This window comes from Pseudoalteromonas sp. P1-30 (assembly GCF_001400005.1).
GTDB lineage: Bacteria > Pseudomonadota > Gammaproteobacteria > Enterobacterales > Alteromonadaceae > Pseudoalteromonas > Pseudoalteromonas atlantica.
The window spans coordinates 55,849-79,186 of record NZ_LKBC01000011.1 but is presented as its reverse complement, the minus strand read 5'-3'; the positions used below and the strand labels follow the sequence as shown (position 1 = coordinate 79,186).

General features: G+C 40.9%; 19 protein-coding genes and 1 tRNA gene (1 of these 20 cut by a window edge). 13 read left to right on the top strand and 7 right to left on the bottom strand.

Going from position 1 to position 23,338, the window contains the following annotated elements; translation table 11 throughout:
* Positions 1-213 precede the first annotated feature (213 nt).
* The 4 genes from AN395_RS14805 to AN395_RS14785 all read left to right on the top strand — a co-directional run bounded on the left by AN395_RS14805 (position 214) and on the right by AN395_RS14785 (position 4,700).
* Positions 214-2,478, top strand: coding sequence for an EAL domain-containing protein (locus tag AN395_RS14805; RefSeq protein ID WP_054983442.1), 2,265 nt, complete (start codon positions 214-216; stop codon positions 2,476-2,478).
* Positions 2,479-2,636: 158 nt separating this feature from the next.
* Complete coding sequence (locus AN395_RS14800; RefSeq protein ID WP_004588851.1) at positions 2,637-3,107, top strand: GNAT family N-acetyltransferase; 471 nt, start codon at positions 2,637-2,639, stop codon at positions 3,105-3,107.
* A gap of 268 nt (positions 3,108-3,375) precedes the next feature.
* Entirely contained in the window at positions 3,376-4,245 is an 870-nt protein-coding gene (locus tag AN395_RS14790) for an MYG1 family protein (protein WP_054983440.1), read from the top strand.
* A 122-nt stretch (positions 4,246-4,367) separates the two neighbouring features.
* A complete protein-coding gene (locus AN395_RS14785; RefSeq protein WP_029772735.1) occupies positions 4,368-4,700 on the top strand; it encodes a YnfA family protein in 333 nt (110 codons plus the stop codon).
* Positions 4,701-4,744: 44 nt separating this feature from the next.
* Here AN395_RS14785 and AN395_RS14780 read toward each other — a convergent pair whose 3' ends face one another.
* Both AN395_RS14780 and AN395_RS14775 read right to left on the bottom strand, forming a co-directional pair.
* Positions 4,745-5,350 carry a TetR/AcrR family transcriptional regulator gene (locus AN395_RS14780; protein ID WP_029772734.1) on the bottom strand — a complete coding sequence of 202 codons (606 nt, stop codon included), beginning with the start codon at positions 5,348-5,350 and terminating at the stop codon, positions 4,745-4,747.
* Between the two features lie 2 nt (positions 5,351-5,352).
* Positions 5,353-6,216: an alpha/beta hydrolase gene (locus tag AN395_RS14775; protein ID WP_004588856.1), complete on the bottom strand. Its 864-nt coding sequence runs from the start codon at positions 6,214-6,216 to the stop codon at positions 5,353-5,355.
* A 253-nt stretch (positions 6,217-6,469) separates the two neighbouring features.
* Between AN395_RS14775 and speA the strand changes: the two genes are divergently transcribed.
* Positions 6,470-8,383, top strand: coding sequence for a biosynthetic arginine decarboxylase (gene speA / locus AN395_RS14770; RefSeq protein ID WP_054983439.1), 1,914 nt, complete (start codon positions 6,470-6,472; stop codon positions 8,381-8,383).
* 3 nt (positions 8,384-8,386) lie between these two features.
* Positions 8,387-9,310 carry an agmatinase gene (gene speB, locus AN395_RS14765; protein ID WP_029772730.1) on the top strand — a complete coding sequence of 308 codons (924 nt, stop codon included), beginning with the start codon at positions 8,387-8,389 and terminating at the stop codon, positions 9,308-9,310.
* A gap of 52 nt (positions 9,311-9,362) precedes the next feature.
* On the opposite strand, the gene AN395_RS14760 is transcribed toward speB, so the two are convergent.
* The 3 genes from AN395_RS14760 to AN395_RS14750 all read right to left on the bottom strand — a co-directional run bounded on the left by AN395_RS14760 (position 9,363) and on the right by AN395_RS14750 (position 12,051).
* Positions 9,363-9,728 (bottom strand): DoxX-like family protein, encoded by a 366-nt coding sequence (locus AN395_RS14760; protein WP_054983438.1) that lies wholly within the window; start codon positions 9,726-9,728, stop codon positions 9,363-9,365.
* Between the two features lie 181 nt (positions 9,729-9,909).
* Complete coding sequence (locus tag AN395_RS14755; RefSeq protein ID WP_054983437.1) at positions 9,910-10,932, bottom strand: M48 family metallopeptidase; 1,023 nt, start codon at positions 10,930-10,932, stop codon at positions 9,910-9,912.
* Between the two features lie 9 nt (positions 10,933-10,941).
* Entirely contained in the window at positions 10,942-12,051 is a 1,110-nt protein-coding gene (locus AN395_RS14750; protein WP_054983478.1) for a YjgN family protein, read from the bottom strand.
* Between the two features lie 162 nt (positions 12,052-12,213).
* Here AN395_RS14750 and AN395_RS14745 point away from each other — a divergent pair, with 162 nt between their 5' ends.
* From AN395_RS14745 to msrB, 7 genes are all read left to right on the top strand, one after another.
* On the top strand, positions 12,214-12,945 hold the full coding sequence (locus AN395_RS14745) for an RNA methyltransferase (protein WP_054983436.1): 732 nt from the start codon (positions 12,214-12,216) through the stop codon (positions 12,943-12,945).
* Positions 12,946-13,012: 67 nt separating this feature from the next.
* On the top strand, positions 13,013-16,408 hold the full coding sequence (locus AN395_RS14740) for a chromosome segregation SMC family protein (RefSeq protein ID WP_054983435.1): 3,396 nt from the start codon (positions 13,013-13,015) through the stop codon (positions 16,406-16,408).
* Positions 16,409-16,480: 72 nt separating this feature from the next.
* Entirely contained in the window at positions 16,481-17,236 is a 756-nt protein-coding gene (zipA, locus tag AN395_RS14735) for a cell division protein ZipA (RefSeq protein WP_004588864.1), read from the top strand.
* Between the two features lie 72 nt (positions 17,237-17,308).
* Complete coding sequence (ligA, locus tag AN395_RS14730; protein ID WP_054983434.1) at positions 17,309-19,327, top strand: NAD-dependent DNA ligase LigA; 2,019 nt, start codon at positions 17,309-17,311, stop codon at positions 19,325-19,327.
* A 9-nt stretch (positions 19,328-19,336) separates the two neighbouring features.
* Positions 19,337-19,843 (top strand): DUF2919 domain-containing protein, encoded by a 507-nt coding sequence (locus tag AN395_RS14725; RefSeq protein WP_054983433.1) that lies wholly within the window; start codon positions 19,337-19,339, stop codon positions 19,841-19,843.
* Positions 19,844-19,854: 11 nt separating this feature from the next.
* A complete protein-coding gene (locus AN395_RS14720) occupies positions 19,855-20,295 on the top strand; it encodes a hypothetical protein (protein ID WP_054983432.1) in 441 nt (146 codons plus the stop codon).
* Between the two features lie 315 nt (positions 20,296-20,610).
* Positions 20,611-21,051, top strand: a complete 441-nt coding sequence (msrB, locus tag AN395_RS14715) for a peptide-methionine (R)-S-oxide reductase MsrB (RefSeq protein WP_004588868.1) — start codon at positions 20,611-20,613, stop codon at positions 21,049-21,051.
* A 56-nt stretch (positions 21,052-21,107) separates the two neighbouring features.
* On the opposite strand, the gene AN395_RS14710 is transcribed toward msrB, so the two are convergent.
* Complete coding sequence (locus AN395_RS14710) at positions 21,108-22,748, bottom strand: response regulator (protein ID WP_054983431.1); 1,641 nt, start codon at positions 22,746-22,748, stop codon at positions 21,108-21,110.
* 536 nt (positions 22,749-23,284) lie between these two features.
* A tRNA-OTHER gene (locus AN395_RS19485) sits at positions 23,285-23,338 on the bottom strand (it continues 76 nt past the right edge of the window).

Here is a 23,338-nt window from a genome sequence, read left to right as displayed (position 1 = left end):
GTTGCAAAATAATGTAGGCTTAACGCATACTAAAGTTGTTTTTTACCTATTTTATTAAAAAACAATTTCTATAATCGTAATAATAAAACTCGCGCTGTAAGTTTATTAACTATACTCATTTTAAATATATGAACTAAGAGCAGGAATTTGTTGATGCACTGCACTTTTTTAAAGTGCGTAGCAACATAAAAGTACCTAGATGCATGGTGAAGTATGAATACTGCAAAACTAAAACAATTGTTATCTCACCAGCAGGATATATTATCTAAAATCGCGTTAGGCATTGCCTTAGACGATATTTTACAAGATATTTGTTTAGCTATAGAGCAAGTTATTGAAGACAGCTCTGCAAGATGCTCAATACTGTCTTTAACAGGTAATCAGTTATTTCATCGTGCTGCCCCAAATATTGACGATGAATATTTAAAGGCAATTAATGGTGTGTTTATAGGCCCTAATGTAGGGTCTTGTGGCACCGCAGCCTATAAAAATGAGCGAGTTATTGCGCAAAATATTGACCTATCGCCCTTGTGGGAAGATTACAAAGATTTAGCGCACAGGTACGGTTTATATTCTTGTTGGTCAACCCCGGTTATTTCAACCACCAATGAAATATTAGGCACTTTTGCTATTTACCACGGCACCCCTAAAGCACCTACACAGCAAGATTTAGAACTCATTGATTATTTTGTACACTTTTCTAGCATAGCATTAGAAAAAAACTCAGAGTCGCTCAAAGCTAGGCAGCTAGTGGCAGACCTGCAAAAAAGTAATGAAAAATTTAAAGCATTTACGCAAGTGATGCCCGATCTTATTTTGATTTTGAACGAAGAGGGCGTCTATACCGATATTTACGGTACCTCGAGTGACTTATTACTTGAATCGCCCACCGATTTAATTGGTCAAAATGTGCAAGACTTGTTCCCAGTTAAAGATGCCGACATGATCATGGGGATTATTAAAAAAACCATTCGCACCAATGAAATGCAAATATTTGAGTACGATTTAGCCGTTCCCAAAGGCCACATAACCTTTGAAGGAAGAGCGGCTGCACTTACTAACTACCAGCCAGAAAAACCAGAACTTAAGCACGTAGTGTGGATGGCAAGAGATGTAACCCTTCGCAAAAAAGCCGAGCAAGAAGTTCAACGGCTTGCGTTTTTTGATCCACTAACAGGGCTCCCTAATAGACGAATGCTCAGCGACAGCCTAGCAAAGTGTGTGGAGCGTATTAAACGCACCAAAAAAACGGGCGCATTGCTGTTTTTAGATGTTGATAACTTTAAAAGAATAAACGATTCATTAGGCCACGGCGCCGGAGATCAAGTATTAATAGAATTAGCAAAACGCTTAGGTGGCGTAATACGATCATCTGATACTTTAGCTAGAGTGGGCGGTGATGAATTTATTATTTTACTCGAATACATTGGCGAGCATAATCACCAAGCCTGTATTGAATCTGAAATAGTCGCTAAAAAAGTACAAGGCGTGTTTAATGATAAGTTTGCAATAGGGGAGCTGGCATTTCAAGTTAGCTGCAGTATAGGTATTTGCTTAATTAACGAAGAGCACACAGCCACCGATAACATATTAAAATTTGCAGATACCGCCATGTACCGCTCTAAGGCAAAAGGTGGCAATAGCTGCAGCTTTTATGACCCTAAACTGCAAACTTTACTCGAAAATCAAGCCGAATTAGAAACGGATATTGTAAGAGCAATCGCAAATAACGAATTTTGTGCGTATTTTCAGCCGCAAATTAGTATGCAAGGGAAGATAGTAGGTGCAGAAGCACTGATAAGGTGGATACACCCTAATAAAGGGGTTATTGCGCCTAATCAGTTTATTCCTATTGCAGAGCAATATGGCCTGATTCAAAAACTGCAAAACATAGTGCTTCGTAATATATGCAGCCTTATTAATCAACTTAATGAAAAAAACATGATAGATGAGCACTTTAGCGTATCTATAAATATTAGTCATATACAGTTTAATTCTGCGCAGCTTACCCGTGAGCTCTGCTCTACAATTAAAGAGTTCAACATAAAACCGCAGCATATTAAACTTGAGATCACCGAAACCATGCTATCGGGCGATATTGACAGCACAATAAAGCAAATGACGGAGCTACAAGAACAAGGTTTTGTGTTTTCTATTGACGACTTTGGTACAGGGTATTCCTGTTTAGCCCATTTAAATGCGTTCCCCGTACAGGAAATAAAAATTGATAAAAGCTTTATCGATAAGATTTTAGATAAAGGCAAAGGCTTTAATATTGTTAATACGATTATAAGCCTGGGCAAAAGTTTATACATTACTGTTGTTGCTGAAGGTGTAGAGCAAGAGGCGCAATTTGAGTTACTAAACTTGCTCAATGCAGATTGTATACAAGGCTATTTAGTCGCAAAACCTATGAATGCCAGTAATTATATTAAGTGGCATGCCCATCAATTAAAAAAGCAAAGCCTAAGTGCTTAGCAGGATGTGCGTCGTTTTTGTAAATTAAGCTAACGTTTTAATAAAGCTATTTTTACCTTATTAAAACATTTTGTTTAAACAACACTAGGAACACGCGTATTAAGTATATATTATGAAGTCACTATAACGATTCAAAATAATAAAATGGACGACAAGAGATGCAGTTAGTCGAATTAACCCCTAAGGATCCTGATGTAGTTAATGTGTTTGCAGATATAGATAGACTGATAAACTCCTTATACCCCGTGGCTACAGCCCAATCTCTCAAATTAGAAGAATTAAGCAAAGACAACGTTTACGCAATTGGTTTAAAAAACGAAGATGGCATTATTGCCTGTGGCGCTATTGTTAAGCAAAATGACGGCGCGCTATATGGCGAAATAAGGCGTTTATACGTAAAACCAAGTTACCGTGGTAGAGGCTTTTCAAGACGCATAATGCAAAACCTACTGCATTACGCCGGCGAAACAAAAATTCCACTTATCCGATTAGAAACAGGCCCAAAGCAAACCGAATCAATTAGTTTATATGAAGATTTAGGTTTTGCGCGCTGTGCAAGCTTTGGCTCGTATCAAGATAACCCACAAAGTGTATTTATGGAGCTTGCCCTGAGCCCTGAGCCAGAATAAATAAGCTATTTACTACTGTGTGCCTATAGTTGACTCTGTAGGCGCAAAAAATACTTCACTGTTTTTCACTGCTATCTTCGTATAAAATTCGCCACGTATATTTAATACCTGTGCACAGTAATACTTAATGATTTTAAGAGGCAAAACCTGGCTATAAACAAGCTTTTTTGCTTCAAAATAAATTACTTGATTAAGCAAACGGGTATAAACCTTTATTTAGCACTTCATAAGTGAGAATTTTATCTTTTTTAAAAGTAGCCCAAAACCAATGAGCGATTTAACAGTAGTAACCCACAGTGGTAATTTCCATGCCGATGACGTGTTTAGTATTGCGGTACTTAAGCATGTATTGCCTGCCTTTAACTTGGTACGAACCCGCGATAAAGCAGTAATAGAAAGTGCCGATATTGTTGTTGATGTAGGTGGTGAATACAACCCTGACACAGGACGCTTTGATCACCACCAACGCGGCGGCGCAGGCGAGCGCGAAAATGGCACGCCATACTCGTCATTTGGCTTAATTTGGAAAAAGTATGGTTTAGCGCTGTGTGATAATAACCAAGCGGTGGCTGATAGAGTAGACGCTGGTTTAGTCTCTACAATTGATGCCATAGATTGTGGTTACGTTAAAGGTGTGGTTGAGGGCATAACGCTTAGCCAAACGCTTTCTATGTTTAATCCAACATGGGAAGAGGAAGGCAACTTTGATGAATGCTTTGATGAAGCCGTTGAGTTTGCAGCGCGTTTATTAACCCGTTTTATTGCCTCAGCAAAAGGAAGCATTAACGCCAAAGATATTGTTGCAAAAGCAATAGAAGAGGCAAAAGATCCCCGCGTGATTATTTTAGAAAAATACACACCATGGAAAAAAACAGTACACCATTTATCAAGCGACGCTTTATTTATGGTTTACCCTTCGCAGAACGGCCAATGGATTATTCAAACTGTACCAGTAGAGCCCGGCTCGTTTGAAGACAGAAAGTCACTGCCTAAAGCGTGGGCTGGTTTATCTGACGAAGAGTTTCAAGCTGAAACAGGCTTAGACGACGCTGTATTTTGCCACAATGGTTTATTTATAGCCGGTACTAAATCGTTCGAAAGTACAATGAAGCTGGCCGACGCGGCCTTAGCTGAGTAACCTGTTTTACTTAAATATGGGTAAAAATTTTTTACCCAGAATTCGCACTATTTTAGCTAAGTAACTAGTTTGCAGTTACTTAGCTTTATTATGCTCTCGTTATTTAAATCACGTGAGGTTTTATGTTTGAAGTAAAAACTATCGCGCTATTTATTATTACCGCACTGGCAGAAATTATTGGCTGTTACTTACCTTATCTTTGGCTTAAAGAAGATAAATCCATATTCCTTTTAATACCTGCAGCAATCAGTTTAGCGCTATTCGCGTGGTTGCTTACGTTACACCCCGCAGCCGCTGGACGGGTGTATGCCGCGTATGGCGGTGTGTACATATGCGTGGCTTTATTGTGGTTATGGGCAGTTGATGGCGTAAAGCTTACAATGTGGGATGTAGTGGGCGGGGCGGTTGCCTTACTGGGCATGGCTATTATTATTTTTGCACCTAAAAGCGCTTAAAAAGTACGCCATATTAAAGGTGAAAAACGCCTTGCAGGCCACTGTTAACGCATATATCGCGCAATTAAATTGCCAACTACTTTTTTATAAGTAAGCGTTAAAGCTGGATTATCTATTAAGCTTGTTTGTACAACATGCCCGGTATATAAGCCATAAAACTCATACGCAAAAATGCTCGGCTCTTTGTCTTGGCTAAAGTAGCCTTGTGCTTGGCAGTTAACTGCAAGTTTAGTGAGGTAGTTAATCATTTTTAAGTGTTGGTCTTGCATAAACTGCCTTACCAAACAGTTGGGGCTTGCTTTAAACTCTACCGACGCTTTAATGAGCGGGCAACTTGCCTGCTTACCAGGCGATACCGTATCTAAAAAATTGAGCCACTCAAGCCAGCGTTGCTGAAAATTATTTAAATGAATTAACGCATCTTCATCAGCAGATATATCAACAACCTGTTTTCTAAACTCTTCTTCGGTGTAGGCCAAAATAGCCACTTGCATATCTTCTTTATTGGCAAAGTGTGAGATCACCCCAGTACGCGACATGTTAGTCACTGCCGCTATTTTTCCTATCGACAAGCTATATAAACCATGTGCAGCCGCATAGGCCATTCCTTTGTGCAAAATATTGCGTTTTGTGCTCTCACTTTTTTTCATCGTTAATCCATAAAGCGTGTTATTTGGTCGTACACGTATTGGCTTTTTAAAATGCGCACGTGTCCCAGCTCTTGTGTGGCGACAAGTGTTGCGGGTGTGTTCTCAGTTAATAATTTTATTGCCTCAAAGCTTGCCACTGAGTCATTTTTATCATGAATAAACAGCATGTTTTCGTTAATTTTATTTTTAGAATGATCAGGGTGAAGGTTTTGCCAGCTAATACCATATTTATCCGACACTTTATTAAGCATATTTTCTAGCATGAGCTCAGAAATACCCACTTGCCTGACCTTAGCAAACATGGCTTCAAATATTTGTGCAGGGGCAGAGATCATCACAATTTTTTTATTCTCTAAATAATGAGGCGCTAAGTTTAACAAAGCAACACCGCCCATAGAGTGTGTAACGACTCTATTAATTGTAATATTTTGCCCATTAAAGTACTCAAAAGCCGCTGTTAGCCCCTGCATATACCCGTATAAGTGCGAGGTATTGCCGTGCGAATAGCCATGGCCTATGTGATCAATTGAGTAAACATTAAAGCCTTTTTCAAGCAATTCATCTATTAAAGCAGTAAACCGATTAGTGCTATCGGCCCAGCCATGAGATAAAAATACCGTTTTAGTGTTTTCGGCTTGGCTAAAATAGTACAGGTTTACAGCGCCAAGCTCGGTAGTAAGTTTAATATTAATTGGCTGTATACATGTTCTAAATTCGTATTGGCGTCGGCTATGCGGGTTACAAAATACCTTCATGGCAAGGCGGGCACTGAGTTTAGGAAATGTTTTGGTCAGACCAAAAGTGGCAGCCTTTGTTATTTTAGAAAATTTAGGTGGCTTGTTTTGATTAAAATAAATTTGTTTCATGTTTATACCAAATAAGTACAGTTGTTCTATTTTATCTTAAAAAAGTACAGCTGTACTTATTTTTTTAGCCGCATAACCAGCTTGCTTTACTAAAGGCGGTTAGCTGTAAAAGCTAAGGTGTAGGTGTTTTTTCTCTCAACACTAAAAATCACTCGTTACGAGTAAAAATACTTGTTGGACTTAAAAGTCTATTTTTCTTTTAATGCGCGGCAACTAGCCGAACCGGCATTCATTAAATACAAGAGAAAGATAAATGAAAGAGACAACATCACTAGAACAAGCTCGCACGAGTTACAATGTTCGTCATTGGAGCCAAGGTTTTTTTGGAATTAATGATCAAGGTGATGTGTATGTTGCGCCAAAGGCTCACGCCCCAGAGCAAACTATTGCACTTACAGATATTGCAAAACAACTTCAAGAAAAAGGCTTAAGCTTACCGGCTTTAGTGCGCTTTCCACAAATTTTACATCATCGTGTGCACAGTTTATGTGGCGCGTTTAATACCGCGATTGAAAACTATGGTTATCCAAAAGATTACCTATTAGTTTACCCAATTAAAGTAAACCAACAACGCGAAGTGGTTGAAGAAATAGTAGCAAGCCAAGCCGAATTAGAAAAAAAACAACTAGGCCTTGAGGCGGGCAGCAAACCAGAGCTATTAACTGTTTTGGCAATGGCAGAAAAAACCAGTGCAGTGATTGTATGTAATGGCTACAAAGACAAAGAATATGTGCGTTTAGCACTGATTGGTGAAAAGCTAGGCCACAAAGTATACATAGTGCTTGAAAAACTTTCTGAGCTCGACATGGTACTTAGCCAAGCAAAAGCGCTAAATGTTAAACCACGTATTGGTATTCGCGTTCGTTTAGCATCGCAAGGCAAAGGTAAGTGGCAAGCAAGTGGCGGCGAAAAATCAAAATTTGGTTTATCAGCGTCGCAAGTTTTGCATGTAGTGAATCGTTTAAAAGAGGCAGGCCAACTTGATTTAATGCAACTTGTGCATTTTCACTTAGGCTCGCAAATGGCAAACATTCGTGATGTGCGTTTAGGTGTAAGTGAGGCCGCGCGTTTTTACTGTGAGCTACGCAAATTAGGTGCAAACATTGAGTGCTTAGATGTAGGGGGCGGTTTAGCTATTGATTACGATGGTACCCGCAGCCAATCGCATAACTCAATGAACTACAGCTTAGCTGAGTATGCAAATAATATTGTGTACACCATAGGCGATACCTGTAAGCAGTACGCGCAGCCCATGCCGACGATTATTTCTGAGTCGGGGCGTGCACTAACGGCGCACCATGCGGTGCTTATATCAAATGTTATAGGCACAGAAAGCTACACGCCAGAAGAGTTAGTAGCGCCAGCAGCAGATGCACCGCTTTTATTAAATAATATGTGGGCATCGTTTGTGCAGTTAACCGATTTAACGGATGATCGCGCACTGATTGAAATTTACCACGACAGCCAAGGGGATTTAGCGGAGGCGCATAACCAGTTTGCACTTGGGCTTTTAGATTTAACGCAGCGTGCGTGGGCAGAGCAAGTTAACTTACGTATTTGTTATGAGCTTAACAAACACATGGATAACAAAAACCGTTTCCATCGCCCAATTATTGACGAGTTGAACGCACGTTTAGCTGATAAGTTTTTTGTAAACTTTTCGCTTTTTCAATCGCTTCCTGATGCGTGGGGGATTGATCAAGTGTTTCCGGTATTGCCATTAAGTGGTTTAACCGAAGCACCAAAAAAACGTGCTGTATTACTTGATATTACCTGTGATTCAGACGGCGCGCTTGAGCACTATGTTGATGGCCAAGGCATTGAAAGCACATTACCCGTGCCTGAGTACAGTGCAGATAAGCCTTACTTAATGGGCTTTTTCTTAGTGGGTGCGTACCAAGAAATTTTAGGTGATATGCACAATTTATTTGGCGATACGCACAGCGCTATTATCAATATGGATGAGCAAGGCGTTGCCAGTATTAGTGAGATAAACCAAGGTGATACGGTAGCCGATATGATGCGCTATGTACATTTAGATGTTGAGAGTTTTCAACACTCGTACGCGCAGTTAGTGTCTGCAAAAATAGATAAAAATGAACAGCAAAGCGTTTTAGACGAGTTGCAAAGCGGCCTTAATGGCTACACTTATTTAGAAGAGTTATAAGCAATGTCTAGCTTGTTTGGTCATGTTGACCACTCATTGTATTCAAACGGGATGACGTTTTTACGTCGTCCTATGGTGCAAAACATTAATGCCATTGATGCAGATGTCGTTGTACTAGGCTTACCCTTTGACTTAGCAACATCGGGCCGCCCCGGTGCACGCTTAGGGCCCGATGCTATTCGCAGAGCGTCGGTACATTTAGCCTGGGAAGACACTAAATACCCGTGGACATTTCCTTTGTTTGAGCGTTTAACGGTTGCTGATGCGGGGGACTTTACTTATCCGGTAGGCGATCCTGAGTATTTTACGGCACAGCTAGAAATGGCTGCAGAGCAAATACTTCGCCAAGGGGCAACGCTGTTAGGCCTTGGTGGCGATCACTTTGTAACGCTTCCGCTATTGCGCGCGCATGCAAAGATACATGGCAAAATGGCACTGGTTCATTTTGATGCGCACACTGATACATACAGCAATGGCTCGCGCTTTGATCACGGCACTATGTTTTATCATGCACCCATGGAAGGGCTGATTGATGTAGAGCATAGTATCCAAATAGGTATTCGTACCGACTTTGACCAATCAAAGCATGAGTTTGCAGTGATTGATGCAATGCAAGCTAACGATTTGCATGCTAATGAAATAGCGGCGCAAATACGTGAGCGAGTAGGCGACTTACCCGTTTACTTAACGTTTGATATAGATTGTTTAGACCCAGCATTTGCACCAGGTACAGGCACACCTGTATGCGGTGGTTTAACATCTGATAAAGTGCTTAAAATACTGCGCGCACTCAAAGGCATAAATATGGTCGGAATGGATGTGGTAGAGGTTTCACCGTCGTACGACCAAAGTGAGCTTACCGCAATTGCTGCAGCAACAATTGCCAGTGAATTATTGCATCTGTGGACACATAAAAATAAGTATTAACGCCATAAGTTAAGTACTACAAAAAGGTATGTACTGGCATACCTTTTTTATTTTAGAGGTGTCGATTATTTTGCAGCTTAATTTCTTTTAACCAAATAAAACTTAACCCAATAAGCGGCAGGTTAGTGGTTACCGGGTTAAATGCTTCAATGAGTAATGGTGGCTGCATTATTACAACCGCTAACAAAAGCCCTACAAGCGCTAAAATATTTAAAATAACGATGTGCTTATTTTTATAAAACACTAATAAGCATAATCCAAATATAATTTCGCCAATACCCGCCGAACGTGTAATTAAGTCAGACACTTCTGCTGAAAAACCCGCACTACCAGTCATTAGTTTTTCAAGCGGGGCAATATGATAAAGCTTTGGAAAAAAGCCGTGAATGATACTAACCCAAATAACTATTTGAACAATTTAACCTACTAAATCAATTACTAACGTCGTTAAAAAATCTCTATTTAGAACCACTAAACAAAAAATTTTTTGCCTAGTTAATAAATGATTTATTTATCGTTAAAATAGCTCCTATAGTTAATCGAATTAGTATACCCAACTTAGACTCACTATGTAGCGAGCAATTTGAATATAAAACGTGTTACTTTCTGGCATTATCAATCCGCTCTTGTGCACTTGGGTGGCTAGATAAATATTCGAGCAAATTATTTACCTTTTCAAGGTGTTCGTTTTCGCTGGTGTGCGCACCTTGTAATGCTTCAATGGCATCGGCAAAGTCGTTGCTTGAATACCCTAAATGTTCAAGTTGAATGAGCGCATAGCTGTCTGCCTCGCGCTCCATATCACGAGAAAACCCTTGCTGTGCAAAAGATGCCCCCGTACCTAGTACCACTTCTGCTATGCCTTCTAAATCACCAAATATAACTGCAAGTACAATGGTACTGGCTACCGATTGAGCAGTCATGCGTACGCTATGCTGGTGGACTACGTGGCCAATTTCGTGAAGTAATACGGCTTTTAGTGCGTTGGGTTTATCGGCTAATAAATTTGCTAACTCATCGGTTATGACAATACGCCCGTGGGGCATTGCAAACGCATTCGCTCCAAAGGCCTCTGATTTATAAAACGATAACCTATAAACCGATGGCTCAAGCGAGAGCGCATTAAGCATGGTATTAAAGTGTTGTTGTACTTTAGTTTGTTGCTCATTAGGCAGCTCACTGTCATCAAGCGCGAGCTTTTCAATTAGGGTAAAGCTTTGTTCACCCATTTGCTCTACTACACTTCGCGGCAGAGTATCAACACTGTAAACAGCAATAGCGGGCACAACTTTATACAGCATTAACCACATAAAAAGCGGTGTAAAAATAACGGCCGCGATAATAGCCCATTTACTTTTTTCAAGGCGCTCTAGTAGGTCATGCTTATTTGCTTTAAAAGGCCAGCGATAATTTACATCAGTAGGAATAAAGCGGCTGCCATCATTAAAATTTAGTTCATCAGCAAGCCCAGCTAGGCCGGAGGTGAGTGTTATATCGCTTATTGCATGGCTTGAAATAAGCTGGTCATCGTAGCTAATCTCAACACAGGTGTCGCTAATGCTAGCAACACCTTGCTGGTAATTGCTTGATGCCTTGGGGAAGTAATGTCCCTGTACGTGCATAATAAGCTCTTAGGTTAGCGATAGGTCAATATCAAATACATTGGCTGCTTCTTCAGCAAACGATGACTGCTCTTGTTGCGCGGTATCCACTAAATTTAGCGCACTAGGGTAAATATTAACGGTTGTAACCTCGGCAAGCATTCTCGATGTACGCACTTTGGTCCACGGGTAGGCAAGCCCTAAAGAAAACACGATTGCCAGCATATTGGTTAATAGTAATATGGCAAAAGGAATAGGCTTAAGCTCTGATTTAAATGATGCTACGTCTTCAAATTGACTGTTATCAAAAATATGGTTACGAATAGCCGCAGCCCACACAGCGGTTACTATCGCAATCATAAATACGTAAGCAATCATTAATCCACCAAACATAATGCCCATTTTGGCTGGATCTTGTGCAGCTTGTTGGTTTTCTACATTCATTAAATCAAGCCCAAATAAGCCTAATACAGCCATAAATATCACCATAGTGATAGAGCTCACCACAAAGCAAATAAGGGCGGTTAAGTAGTAGGTTTCACCTTTAAGGTTTACGGTTAATGGCGTGTCACCGTAGCTAATATTGCTATGTATGTACGTGTCGATACGTTTTAAAACATACGGCATTAATAAATAAAGGGTAAAAATACTGGCAATAGGTAAAAGAATAAAGTTAATGAAGGCTTCGCCGTAATCGCCTTTAAATGCAAAGCGTACATTTCGATGACGGGTCATACGCATATTAAAGCGCAGGCCTTGGTTAATAATCCACGGCATTAAAAAGATAAAAGCAACCGCAAATAGTAAGCCTACAAGAGGAAAAAAGCTGCTACCAAAGGAGTAAATTAAAAATACAATAACCGCTAAAATACGGCCTTTTAAAATTTGCATAGGGGTGGCTAAGTAGTCAAAGCTGTGTCCGTCAATGCGGGTGTGGCCATAAAAGTATCGCATTGTGCGCACTTTTGCCCAAGCCGAGTAAATACCTAAAGTAAGTACGCTCAGTAAAATATTGACTATCCAAATACCAAAAAACTCACCGCCTTTACCGCTAAACTGTACTTTGCCGCTAAAAATAGGGGCAGCAGGTTCACTTACTGCAGGGGTGGTTTCTGGGGGAGTAGGGTGTATTGATTCCATTAAAATTATATCCATGTTGTTTTTTTGTTAATTTACCTAAATTTGGTGCAAAGCTCAATCTTTAATAGCCTTACAGCCTACAATGGCGCTGCTTTTAATATATGTGGTGCTGCACTTTAAATCATCTCTGGTATACTAGGGCGATAATTTTATGGGGCTGTTATGATTTCAAAAAACCAACTCAAGCTTATTCGCCAACTTGGCCAAAAAAAGTACCGAAAGCAATATAATCAATACCTTGTACAAGGTGAAAAAAACGTACTTGAGTTGTTAAACAGCCCATTAAAGGCGGTTGATATATTTGCAACACAGGCGTTTATAAATACTCACCAAAACCAGTTTCCAGAAGTAGATTTTACGCCAGCAGAAGAAGAGTCGCTGACTAAAGTCAGTACCTTAGTGAGTAATAACGCGGCCATTGCAGTGGTTGATATGCCAAAGGCTGATTTACCTAATAATACCGGCTTAATATTGGCGCTTGATGGAGTTTCTGATCCGGGCAATTTAGGCACTATTATCAGAGTTGCCGACTGGTATGGCATTAAACATATAGTAACAAGTACCGACAGCGCCGATGCTTACAACCCTAAAACAATTAGCGCTACCATGGGTTCGTTTGTCAGAGTGTCGGTAAGCCAAGTAGAGCTACCTGAATACTTACAAACATTAAATATGCCTATTTATGGGGCATTTTTAGATGGGCAAAGCGTACATACAACTGATTTTAGCGCAAAGGGTGTATTGCTTATGGGCAGTGAGTCGCATGGCATACGCGAGCAGTGTGCAAAATTAGTAAGCGACAAAATAACCATACCGGCTTTTGGTGAGGCAGAGTCACTTAATGTGGCAATGGCCACAGGTATTATTTTAGATAACTTTAAACGCCAAGCTTAACTTTTTAACTGTTTATGAGTTAAATTGTTTGTAAGTAATAACAATAATAATCGGTAATAACAATAAGATGCGCTTAAGCACTATTAAATTAGCGGGCTTTAAATCGTTTGTAGAGCCCACTAAAATTCCATTTCCTGATCAAATGACGTGTGTTGTTGGGCCTAACGGCTGTGGCAAATCAAACGTGATTGACGCTGTGCGATGGGTGCTTGGTGAAAGCTCAGCTAAAAACTTACGTGGCGATGCCATGACCGATGTTATTTTTAATGGCTCAACTAATCGTAAACCCATCTCGCAAGCTTCAGTAGAGCTTATTTTTGATAATACCCAAGGTGATTTACCTAATACATTTGCCGACAGAAACCAAATAGCGATTAAGCGTTTAGTTACACGCGATGGCCAATCGTTGTACTTTTTAAATGGGAGCAAATGTCGTAAGCGCGATATTACCGATATATTTTTAGGCACCGGGCTTGGCCCGCGTAGTTACGCAATTATAGAGCAAGGGATGATCTCGCGTTTAATCGAGAGCAAACCTCAAGAGCTGCGAGTATTTTTAGAAGAAGCCGCGGGTGTGTCTAAATACAAAGAACGCCGCCGCGAAACGCAAACCCGAATTAAAAGTACCCGCGAAAACCTTGAGCGTTTACTTGATGTGCGTAAAGAGTTACAAGCGCAACTAGATAAACTGGCTGTGCAGTCGGTTGATGCGAAAAAATACCGCGATTTAAAAGCGCAAGAGCGTACCTTAAAAGGCCAAGTAGCTGTATTAAGATGGCAAAAGCTGCATCAACAACAGCTTGAAAAAAGTGAGCAAATCAAAAAGCTTAATGAGCAAATCGCCTTTTTTAAAACGGCTCACTCAGGCCACGACGATGTGCTTGCAAGCCTAGAGGCTCAAGTAAATGCAGAGCAAGATGCGCTTAACGATGCGCAGCATCAGCAACACGTTACCCACACAGAGTTGACCCGCGCCGAACAACAACACATTAATATTAAACAGCAAACGCAAACCCTTAAACAAAGTGTGGTTAAGCTTGAGCAGCGAAAGCTGCAAAGTGAAGCGCTAAAAACACAGCAACAAAATGTGTGTGAGCAGTTATCTGTGAGCCACCAAGAGATAAGCGAGTACAGTTTAGAGTGCAGCGAACAAGTTGAAGAGCTTACCCTTAAACTTGCAGATTTAGCTGATGAAAAAAATAAGCACACAGCCGTGTGGCAAAGTCTTAATCAACAACAGCACGCGCTTAATAATAAAGTACAGGCCCAGCAAAGTAGTGTTAAGCAAACAGAGCAAGCCTTAGCCCATGTAAACGCACAGCTTAGCCAACTAAATAGCCAAATTGACGATATTAAAAGTAGCCAATTAGAACAGCAACTAGCCGAGCAACAAAAATACAAACAAACCCTAACTCAAGAGCTTGCCAGTAAGCAAACGGCGCAAACACAATGCACCGCAGCGCTTAAAGAGCAAACCGATTTAGTAAATAACGCTGAGCAGCAACATCAGCATAGCTTACAGCACGTTAATGAGCTAAAAGCTCGCATTGCTGGGCTTAAAAGCAGTTTAGGGATTGAAGATGACAATAAGCAGCACACTTTATTTAATCAATTACAAGTAAAGCCAGGGTTTGAACATATAGTTGAACAGGCACTGCAAACGCTTGAGCACCTAAACGTAGCTGATGTGCAAAGCAACAATAGTGTGTGGCCTCACAAAAGTGAAATACCAGTAAATAGCGTTGCGGCGTTGATTACTGAGGGTGTTTATCCCGATTTACTGACCCGTATTGCGTACAGCGAAAACGCTGAACTCGCTGCGTTAAATGATACGTTTTATATTGCGGTTATGGATAAAAGCGGTGCTTTACATGCTCGAAACTGGCACCGTAGCGCAGACAAAAACGCCGAAAACTCACAACTTTTAAAACACACACAGTTAAAGCAAAAAACAGCGAGCTTAGTAGAGGCCGAAAGTACCCTTGCAAGGAATTTTGAGAATCTTAATGCGCTAAAAACACAGCAGCAAAAGCTGAGTGATGAATTAGCAGTACTTAAAAATGCAATTCATCAATTAGCACAAAACATTGCCGTGGCCACTACGCGCAGCGACATGTTAAAAGAGCAAGTAGCACAATTTTTACAGCAACTAGAAAAGTACCAGCAACAAAAGCGTGCATTAACCACTGAGCAATCACAATTATTAAAAACGCGCGATGAGCACAACAGTGCGCTTGAAGTGTTACAGCAACAGCAACGTAATTTAGCTGACGAACTGGCAAGCGCCGACGCTGCTTGCACACGCAGTAATACTGCATACAGCCAAGCTGCAGCTACACTTGAGCAATATAAAACACAAGCGCATCAAGCCACGTTAAAAGAGCAAAAAGCACACAGTGAGTGGCAGCTTAGTCAAACAAAGCTTAATCATGCTGAGCAAGAACTCATGAGTGCGCAAGAAGAAGCGCAAGAGCTGCAATCGCAAATGGAAGCGTTGCTAATACCCGAGCAAGAGCTCACTGAGCAAATAGCACAGCTTTTAATAAAACATCAGCAGGGCGAAGCTAGCTTGGTCGCGTTACAAAAAAAGCTTAACGAGGCAAAGCAAACACTTATAAGTAAACAAGCCAGCCTTAAGCACTCTCAAGGTGAGCTGACAGGTTTGCAAGAACAACATCAAAAGCTAAGCATTGAAGAGCAAAGCCTAATTATAAAAGCGCAGGCAGCACTTGAGCCGCTTGAAGAATTAAAGCAAAGTTTAAAAAGTGTTTTAGATACACTACCTGATTCACTGAGTTTAAATGCAGCGCAAAATCAGATCAGTGGGCTTGTGCATCAATTAGATAAGCTAGGTCCAGTTAATTTAGCCGCAATAGATGAGTTTGAACAAGCTAAAGAGCGCAGTGATTATCTGAATAATCAACTTGAAGATTTAACCAAAGCGCTAAATACGCTTGAAGGGGCGATTCGTAAAATTGACAGCGAAACCAAAACACGCTTTAAAGCTACCTTCGATCAAGTGAACAACGACTTTGCCGAGCTATTTCCAAAAGTATTTGGCGGTGGTAGCGCGTATTTAGAATTAACCAGTGACGATTTACTCGAAAGTGGTGTTAGTATAATGGCACAGCCGCCAGGCAAGAAAAATTCGACAATTCACCTGTTAAGTGGTGGAGAAAAAGCGCTGAGCGCATTATCATTGGTGTTTTCTATATTCAGGCTCAATCCAGCTCCATTCTGTATGCTGGATGAAGTAGATGCGCCGCTTGATGATGCTAACGTGGTACGCTTTTGCCGTTTGGTTGAAGAAATGTCACAATCGGTGCAGTTTATTTATATTAGTCATAATAAAATTGCAATGGAAATGGCAGGGCGTTTAACTGGCGTTACTATGGCAGAGCCAGGCGTATCACGCATGGTAGCAGTAGATATAGAACAAGCAGTGCAACTTGCACACACATAACAGTTTATTTTAAGCGTATTAGTGTTAATTAATACACGGGTTTAGGCATAACAAATAATAAAAGGTGAGGGGATGGCCGAAGAACTAAGATTGGTTTTAATTGTGATCAGTGTACTTGTCATAGGTGGCTTATTAGTGCATGGTTTATGGTCAGTTAGAAAAAAAGACAGCCCAGAGGTAGCGCCTTCAGAGCGGGTTGAACCAATGCAAGATACACCTTCGCATACACCAGTTGAACCTAAAGAGCCGGTTGTTGCCCAGCGAGATGAGCCGCAATTTGGTGAGCTAAACTTTGATGCAAACGAGCCGCAAATAGATACTAGCGTGGCGCAAACACCCATTGAAGACGACCTGCAAGTAGTTCAAGAGCCAGAGCTAGAACCAGAGCCAGAGAGCGAAAAAGAAGCGCCAGCAGATGTGTCTGACTTTGTTATTGTGCATATTCAAATGCCTGAGGGGCTAAGCATGCAAGGCAGTAAGTTATTGCCTGCAGTAAATACCTTAGGATTTAAATATTCAGAAGAAGGCTTTTTTAATCGCCACATAGACCCTGCAGGGCAAGGTCCAGTGTTATTTAGATTAGTAAATATGTATAACCCAGGTACGTTTGATATTGATAATATGGAACAGTTTAGCACCGCAGGGGTTAGCTTATTTATGACTTTACCTTGTGAAGGCGACGGGCTAGCTGCTTTTAATATGTTACATAGCGCAGCTAAGAAAATTGCCGATGAATTTGGTGCACAAATTTTAGATGCCGAGCGTGAAGAAATGACCGTTGAGCGCGTTCGTCAATATGTTGAGCAGGTTCGTGCATTTTCTGCGTAATTTATACGCACACATTATTTTTATTAAGCCACTTACCTAAAAGTGGCTTTTTTTATGTTTTTTGAGGTTTAAATGTCTAGCAGCATTAGTGAGCAAATTAATCATCTTCGTAGTACGTTAGAGCAACACAACTACAATTATTATGTCCTTGATACACCCAGTATTCCTGATGCAGAATACGACAGACTATTGCGCGAGTTAAGCGCCCTTGAAAGAGAAAACCCAGAATTTTTAACGCCTGACTCACCCACTCAAAAGGTCGGAGGCGCTGCGCTGAGTAAATTTGAACAAGTTGCTCACCAAGTGCCTATGTTATCGCTTGATAACGCCTTTAGTGAAGAAGAATTTAGCGCCTTTAACCGCCGTATTAAAGAGCGTTTAATGAGCCAAGATGAGCTTACTTTTTGTTGTGAGCCTAAGTTAGATGGCTTGGCTGTGTCGATTATTTACCGTGACGGCGTGCTTGTGCAGGCCGCAACTCGCGGCGATGGTTTTACTGGCGAGAATATTACACAAAATGTAAAAACAATCCGCAACGTGCCCCTTAAGCTGCGTGGCGATTACCCCGCAGAACTTGAAGTACGTGGCGAAGTATTTATGGATAGCGCTGGGTTCGAAAAACTAAACAGCGAAGCCGAAAAACGTGGCGAAAAAGTATTTGTAAATCCTCGAAATGCAGCCGCAGGTAGTCTACGCCAGCTTGATTCAAAAATTACCGCTAAGCGCCCGCTAATGTTTTATGCGTATAGCACAGGGCTGGTGGCCGATGGCACAATCCCTGAGGATCACTACCAACAATTGGCAAAATTAACCGATTGGGGTTTACCGCTGTGCCCAGAAACAAAGTTAGTTGAAGGTACGCAAGCGGCTTTAGATTACTACAGTGATATTTTAACGCGCAGAAGCGAGCTTAAATATGAAATTGATGGCGTAGTAATTAAAATAAACCAAAAAGCCTTACAAGAGCGTTTAGGGTTTGTTGCACGTGCACCGCGCTGGGCAATTGCTTATAAGTTTCCTGCGCAAGAAGAAATAACCCAGTTACTTGATGTAGAATTTCAGGTTGGCCGCACAGGCGCTATAACGCCGGTAGCGCGTTTAGAGCCTGTGTTTGTAGGCGGTGTTACGGTATCAAACGCAACGCTGCACAATGGCGATGAAATAGCCCGTTTAGGCGTAAAGGTAGGCGATACAGTAATTATACGCCGCGCCGGCGATGTTATTCCGCAAATTACACAAGTAGTACTTGAGCGTCGCCCAGATGATGCTCGCGACATTGTATTTCCTGCCAGTTGCCCCATTTGTGACTCACACGTTGAAAAAGTAGAAGGCGAGGCCGTGGCTCGTTGTACCGGTGGCTTAGTGTGCCAAGCTCAGCGTAAACAAGCGATTAAGCATTTTGCATCACGCAAAGCGCTTGATATAGATGGCTTAGGCGACAAAATAGTTGATCAACTGGTTGATAGAGAGCTGGTAAAAACCCCCGCAGATTTATTTATATTAAAACAAGGTCACTTTGAGTCACTTGAGCGTATGGGCCCTAAGTCGGCTAAAAACTTAGTGGATGCGCTTGAAGTTGCCAAAACAACTACGCTTGCAAAGTTTTTATATTCGCTGGGTATTCGTGAGGTTGGCGAGGCCACAGCGCAAAACTTAGCAAATCATTTTTTAACACTTGAAAAGGTAACCCAAGCCAGTATTGAAAGCCTTACACAAGTGAGTGATGTAGGGGTTATTGTAGCAACTCATGTTCGTGGCTTTTTTGATGAGCAACATAATGTAGATGTGGTTAATTCTTTAATTGAACAAGGCATTAATTGGCCAGCGCTAACGCCGCCTTCAGAGGATGAGCAACCCTTAGCTGGGCTAACCTATGTATTAACTGGCACTCTTAATACTTTAAACCGAAACGATGCTAAAGCACGCTTACAACAGTTAGGTGCAAAAGTAGCCGGTAGTGTGTCGGCTAAAACAGATGCATTGGTGGCGGGCGAAAAAGCCGGCTCTAAATTAACTAAAGCACAAGATTTAGGCATAGACATACTTAGCGAAGATGACTTAATTGCACTGTTTGATAAGTACAATGCTTAGGGTAATAAAATGAGCCGATATGGACCCGAGTACTGGGATAAATACGGAAGCTACCGTACGCCAATTGCATTTCATCTAAGTTTATTGGTGTTACTACGTGCGTATTTTATTTGGGTTATAGCGGCGCTGAGTCGTCGCCCTGAGCTTGATTTAATGTCGTTATTTTTTAAATCTAAAAACGATTTTTTTATCGCAATTTCGATTGGCGCTATTGCGATAGTGCCCACTTTTTTATTTTGCTTAAGACGCCCGCGCGACTCTCATCAACAAAGTGCGCGTTTAGCGATGGTGTGGCGCTACATGCGCTGGCCGTTACTGGTATGCGCAATAACCGACTTAAGCTGGTTAACAATACAAGCTGCACATAGTCATTACAGGTTTTCACTTTTTTTAGCTGTGCAAATGGTGATTGTGTTTTGGGTAATATGGTACTTGGCAAAGAGTCGTTATTTGCAGGTGTTTTTTAACGATTGGCCAGAGCCTACCGAAAAAGCAGATGATAAAAACGCTAAATAAAAGGGAGCTAAATGGATAACATTAATAAAAAAATTGCCATTGTAGTGCTTGGTATTGGCATTATTTTAGGCGCTTTGATGTTGTTTACATCGTTAACTGATCATATTTGGTTTTCTGCCGTAATAGGATTATGGTTATTTGTGTTTTGTTCGTGTTGTTACAGGCTGACACCCGCCTTTAAAAAGCGCAATACGCTTGATAATTTTATTCAGCGCGATGCACAGCACTTAATGTTATTTAGCTTGGCAGGTTTTTTTGATAAAAAATTTGGCCCGCAATGGCTTGTTATTGGCAACATTGAACATATAGAAAGTAAGAACGATGAGCTTATTATTCATAGCAATAACGAGCGACAATTTAGTGTAAGTTTACCCGCACAAAAAAATGACATAGACGCCTACATGAAGCGCATACTTTCAGATCACGAAAAGCAAACTATTCGCTTTAGTTAGGGGCTGTTGAACTTTGCGGATTAAAGTTTGTTCAAACTAGGGGCTATTTAATCGCGGCGCGAAGTTTGTAACCTAGTGGGCTAAGTAAAAGCTGAGCAAAGCCTACATCCATGTAGGCAACAAAGAGTAAATAGCCCCTAGGAAGAACCCGTTGGGCAGCGCCTGTTTGGCATTAATGCTACGTTATCGCCCAATTATGGGGAATAACCACACTGCATAGGCTCTGCCTTGCCTAAATACCAAACAGACTGCTGCAAATTTAACCTTAAAAGATCAACAGACCCTAATCACTTATTAATACCGAAGGAGGCTATTATGCTTACTTGGAATGATGTTATAAATTTTGCCAATAATGGCAACCCTACGCCACGCGAAAAGGTTGTAAAAACAGACGCGCAATGGCAGGCAATGCTAAGTGATGAGCAATACTATGTGACACGTAAAAAGGGCACAGAACGCCCTCACAGCTCACAAAGTTGCACATTACTAGAACCGGGTAAATACGCGTGTGTATGCTGCGATAATTTACTTTTTGATGCCGATGAAAAGTTTGATAGCGGCACAGGCTGGCCATCATTCACGCAGCCTGCAACTGTCGATGCAATTGGTTATGTGAACGATTTAAGCCATGGTATGCAGCGCGTTGAAGTGGTGTGTAATGTGTGTGATGCACACTTAGGGCATATTTTTCCTGATGGGCCAGCACCGTCGGGTTTGCGCTATTGTGTAAATGCCGCTGCAATGAAAAAGCTTTAATTATATAGTTAGCTTCCAATCTAGATAAAACAGCTATTTTTAGCCGCTAGTTAGCGCTAGGGGGATTGAATATCGAGTTTCATTTCTTTTGCCATATGCAAAATTTTATCTAATCGCTGCGACTGATCTGGCTGCAGTGTAGAATTACTCAAAAGGGCGTAACACTTTTTAGCAATAACCAAGTTAAAAGTGCCGCCTTTTTGTTTTGTCGAATCAAACAAACACTGTAATAAATTAAGCGCAATGCTTGGGTTACGCGGCATAACTCTAAATGCTTGTGTAAACGCCTCTAACGCCGTATTTAATTGCCCTCTATTAAATTGAGTTACTGCATGATTGTTAAGCTCTTTAGGGCCCATTTTAATGTCGCGGCGCTCACTTTGCTGCTGTTGAATGTAACGCAGGTAAGTTGTATCACTCATATTGGGGTGGCGCTCACAATGGCTAATTATTTGGCTAAATAATGTTTGTGCTTTTTGATGAAAACCCAGCTCGTGAAACGCTTTTGCTTTATCAAGCGCCCCATCTACAGAGCGTATTAACGTATCGTCGTCATCAAGTTGCTCTATCAAGCGCTTGGCTTTTTGGTGCTCGTCTTTTAAATAGTGCAAACGCGCATTAAGTACATCAATTTGAGATTGGTTTGCGTTGTTAGGAAACTGCTTTTTTAAATCATTTATGTATTTATTAGTTTGACGCGAAATACGTTGTATTTGGTCTGTTTGATCTGTGGTTAGAGCAAAGTCTATACCGGCACGGGCTGCATTGAGATAGATGTCGGGGCTGTCATGAATAGAATGACGCGCATAGCTGGCTATGTCTTTTTGGGTTAAGTAGCTTTTTTCGTAATCGTGGTTTATTAACGAAACATTGCTTAACGATTTTTGTCTTTGGATATTACGTGGCGCGATATCGACTGCTTGGCTTAAAAAATCTTGTGCCAATTCAAATTGGTTTAGTTTTATTTCTAATCGGCCGAGTAAATCCAGTGCAACTAAACGTGTTTCATGGCGTTCAAGCATGGTTTTTAACATGCGTTGAGCAAGAATATGCTCATTATTAGCGATCAGCGCTTCTACTAAACCAACTTTGGCCCAGGCAAATTTTTGTATGTCTAGCACCGAGGTAAAAAAGTCTTTAGCTTCTTCACTGCGGTTTAGCCTAAGCAATGCATCTCCTTTTAAGCGAAGGAGGATAGGGCTGTATAAATTGTTTTTTTTATTTAAAGCGGCATCGATTACTTTTATTGCTTTAGAGTCGTTGCCATCATCTACTAAGGTATAAATGCTCTGAAGCTCATTTTTACGTTTTAGAATACGCTCAATCCGCGTTTTTAACTCTTGTACCGTAAACGGCTTTACCAAAAAGTCGTCGGGCTGAAGCTCTAAAACGCTATGCACTAGCGCACCACTGGTTTCTGCAGAAATAAAAATAAACGCGGTGGAGTTTTTTATCAGTTGCTTAACACGGAGTTCTTCGTAGAGTTGGTAGCCGTCTTGGTGTTTGCTTAAATTAAACGAACATACAATTAAATCAAATTGCTCAGCCAAACATTGTTCTTTTGCTGCAATTGCATGATCGGCAAAGTGCAACTGCCGAAAGCCAAGCCTTTCTAGCGACTGTTTCATATAGCTTTGAGCGAGGGGCTGCTCTTCCACTATCAGTATTTTGGCTTTGGCGTAGATCTTAGTTGGCATTGGCTTACATGTTGTTTGATTTATCACAGACTATAATCAACAGTTTAGCTGCTTACAAGGGAATTTAACTATTAGCCGAGGTTATTAGAAGATTAAATTATTTTCATACGTTTAGATGGCTTCATTTTGTCTTAGCCTTAGCGATTTAAAACCATTGCTTAATTAATAGGTAAAAAGCAGCTCTAAATAATAGTTAAAATAATCTAGGTTTTTGTGGAGTGTTTATACGTGGTGGGTGATATTGGACTTGAACCAGTGGCACTCGCCTTTATTTGTAAAGGACGGCGATGCTCTCTTTTTCTTACAACTGGATTAATTACCCAAATAGGATTTTTATAATAATTATTCAGAAGAGTTTTGATGCTTTAGAAGTGTTTATATGTGGTAGGTGATTACTTGGCTTAAACCAGTGACCCTCGCCATTATTTGTAAAAGGCGGCGATGCTTTCTTTTTTGTTACAACTGGATTAATTACCCAAATAGGATTTTATAATAATTATTAAGAAGAGTTTAGATGCTTTATAAGTGTTTATATGTGGTGGGTGATACTGGACTTGAACCAGTGACCCTCGCCTTGTAAGGGCGATGCT

Coding starts and splice junctions, on each gene's coding strand:
- AN395_RS14805 (WP_054983442.1), top strand. CDS start 214: ATGAATACTGCAAAACTAAAACAATTGTTATCTCACCAGCAGGATATA.
- AN395_RS14800 (WP_004588851.1), top strand. CDS start 2,637: ATGCAGTTAGTCGAATTAACCCCTAAGGATCCTGATGTAGTTAATGTG.
- AN395_RS14790 (WP_054983440.1), top strand. CDS start 3,376: ATGAGCGATTTAACAGTAGTAACCCACAGTGGTAATTTCCATGCCGAT.
- AN395_RS14785 (WP_029772735.1), top strand. CDS start 4,368: ATGTTTGAAGTAAAAACTATCGCGCTATTTATTATTACCGCACTGGCA.
- AN395_RS14780 (WP_029772734.1), bottom strand. CDS start 5,350: ATGAAAAAAAGTGAGAGCACAAAACGCAATATTTTGCACAAAGGAATG.
- AN395_RS14775 (WP_004588856.1), bottom strand. CDS start 6,216: ATGAAACAAATTTATTTTAATCAAAACAAGCCACCTAAATTTTCTAAA.
- speA (WP_054983439.1), top strand. CDS start 6,470: ATGAAAGAGACAACATCACTAGAACAAGCTCGCACGAGTTACAATGTT.
- speB (WP_029772730.1), top strand. CDS start 8,387: ATGTCTAGCTTGTTTGGTCATGTTGACCACTCATTGTATTCAAACGGG.
- AN395_RS14755 (WP_054983437.1), bottom strand. CDS start 10,932: ATGCACGTACAGGGACATTACTTCCCCAAGGCATCAAGCAATTACCAG.
- AN395_RS14750 (WP_054983478.1), bottom strand. CDS start 12,051: ATGGAATCAATACACCCTACTCCCCCAGAAACCACCCCTGCAGTAAGT.
- AN395_RS14745 (WP_054983436.1), top strand. CDS start 12,214: ATGATTTCAAAAAACCAACTCAAGCTTATTCGCCAACTTGGCCAAAAA.
- AN395_RS14740 (WP_054983435.1), top strand. CDS start 13,013: ATGCGCTTAAGCACTATTAAATTAGCGGGCTTTAAATCGTTTGTAGAG.
- zipA (WP_004588864.1), top strand. CDS start 16,481: ATGGCCGAAGAACTAAGATTGGTTTTAATTGTGATCAGTGTACTTGTC.
- ligA (WP_054983434.1), top strand. CDS start 17,309: ATGTCTAGCAGCATTAGTGAGCAAATTAATCATCTTCGTAGTACGTTA.
- AN395_RS14725 (WP_054983433.1), top strand. CDS start 19,337: ATGAGCCGATATGGACCCGAGTACTGGGATAAATACGGAAGCTACCGT.
- AN395_RS14720 (WP_054983432.1), top strand. CDS start 19,855: ATGGATAACATTAATAAAAAAATTGCCATTGTAGTGCTTGGTATTGGC.
- msrB (WP_004588868.1), top strand. CDS start 20,611: ATGCTTACTTGGAATGATGTTATAAATTTTGCCAATAATGGCAACCCT.
- AN395_RS14710 (WP_054983431.1), bottom strand. CDS start 22,748: ATGCCAACTAAGATCTACGCCAAAGCCAAAATACTGATAGTGGAAGAG.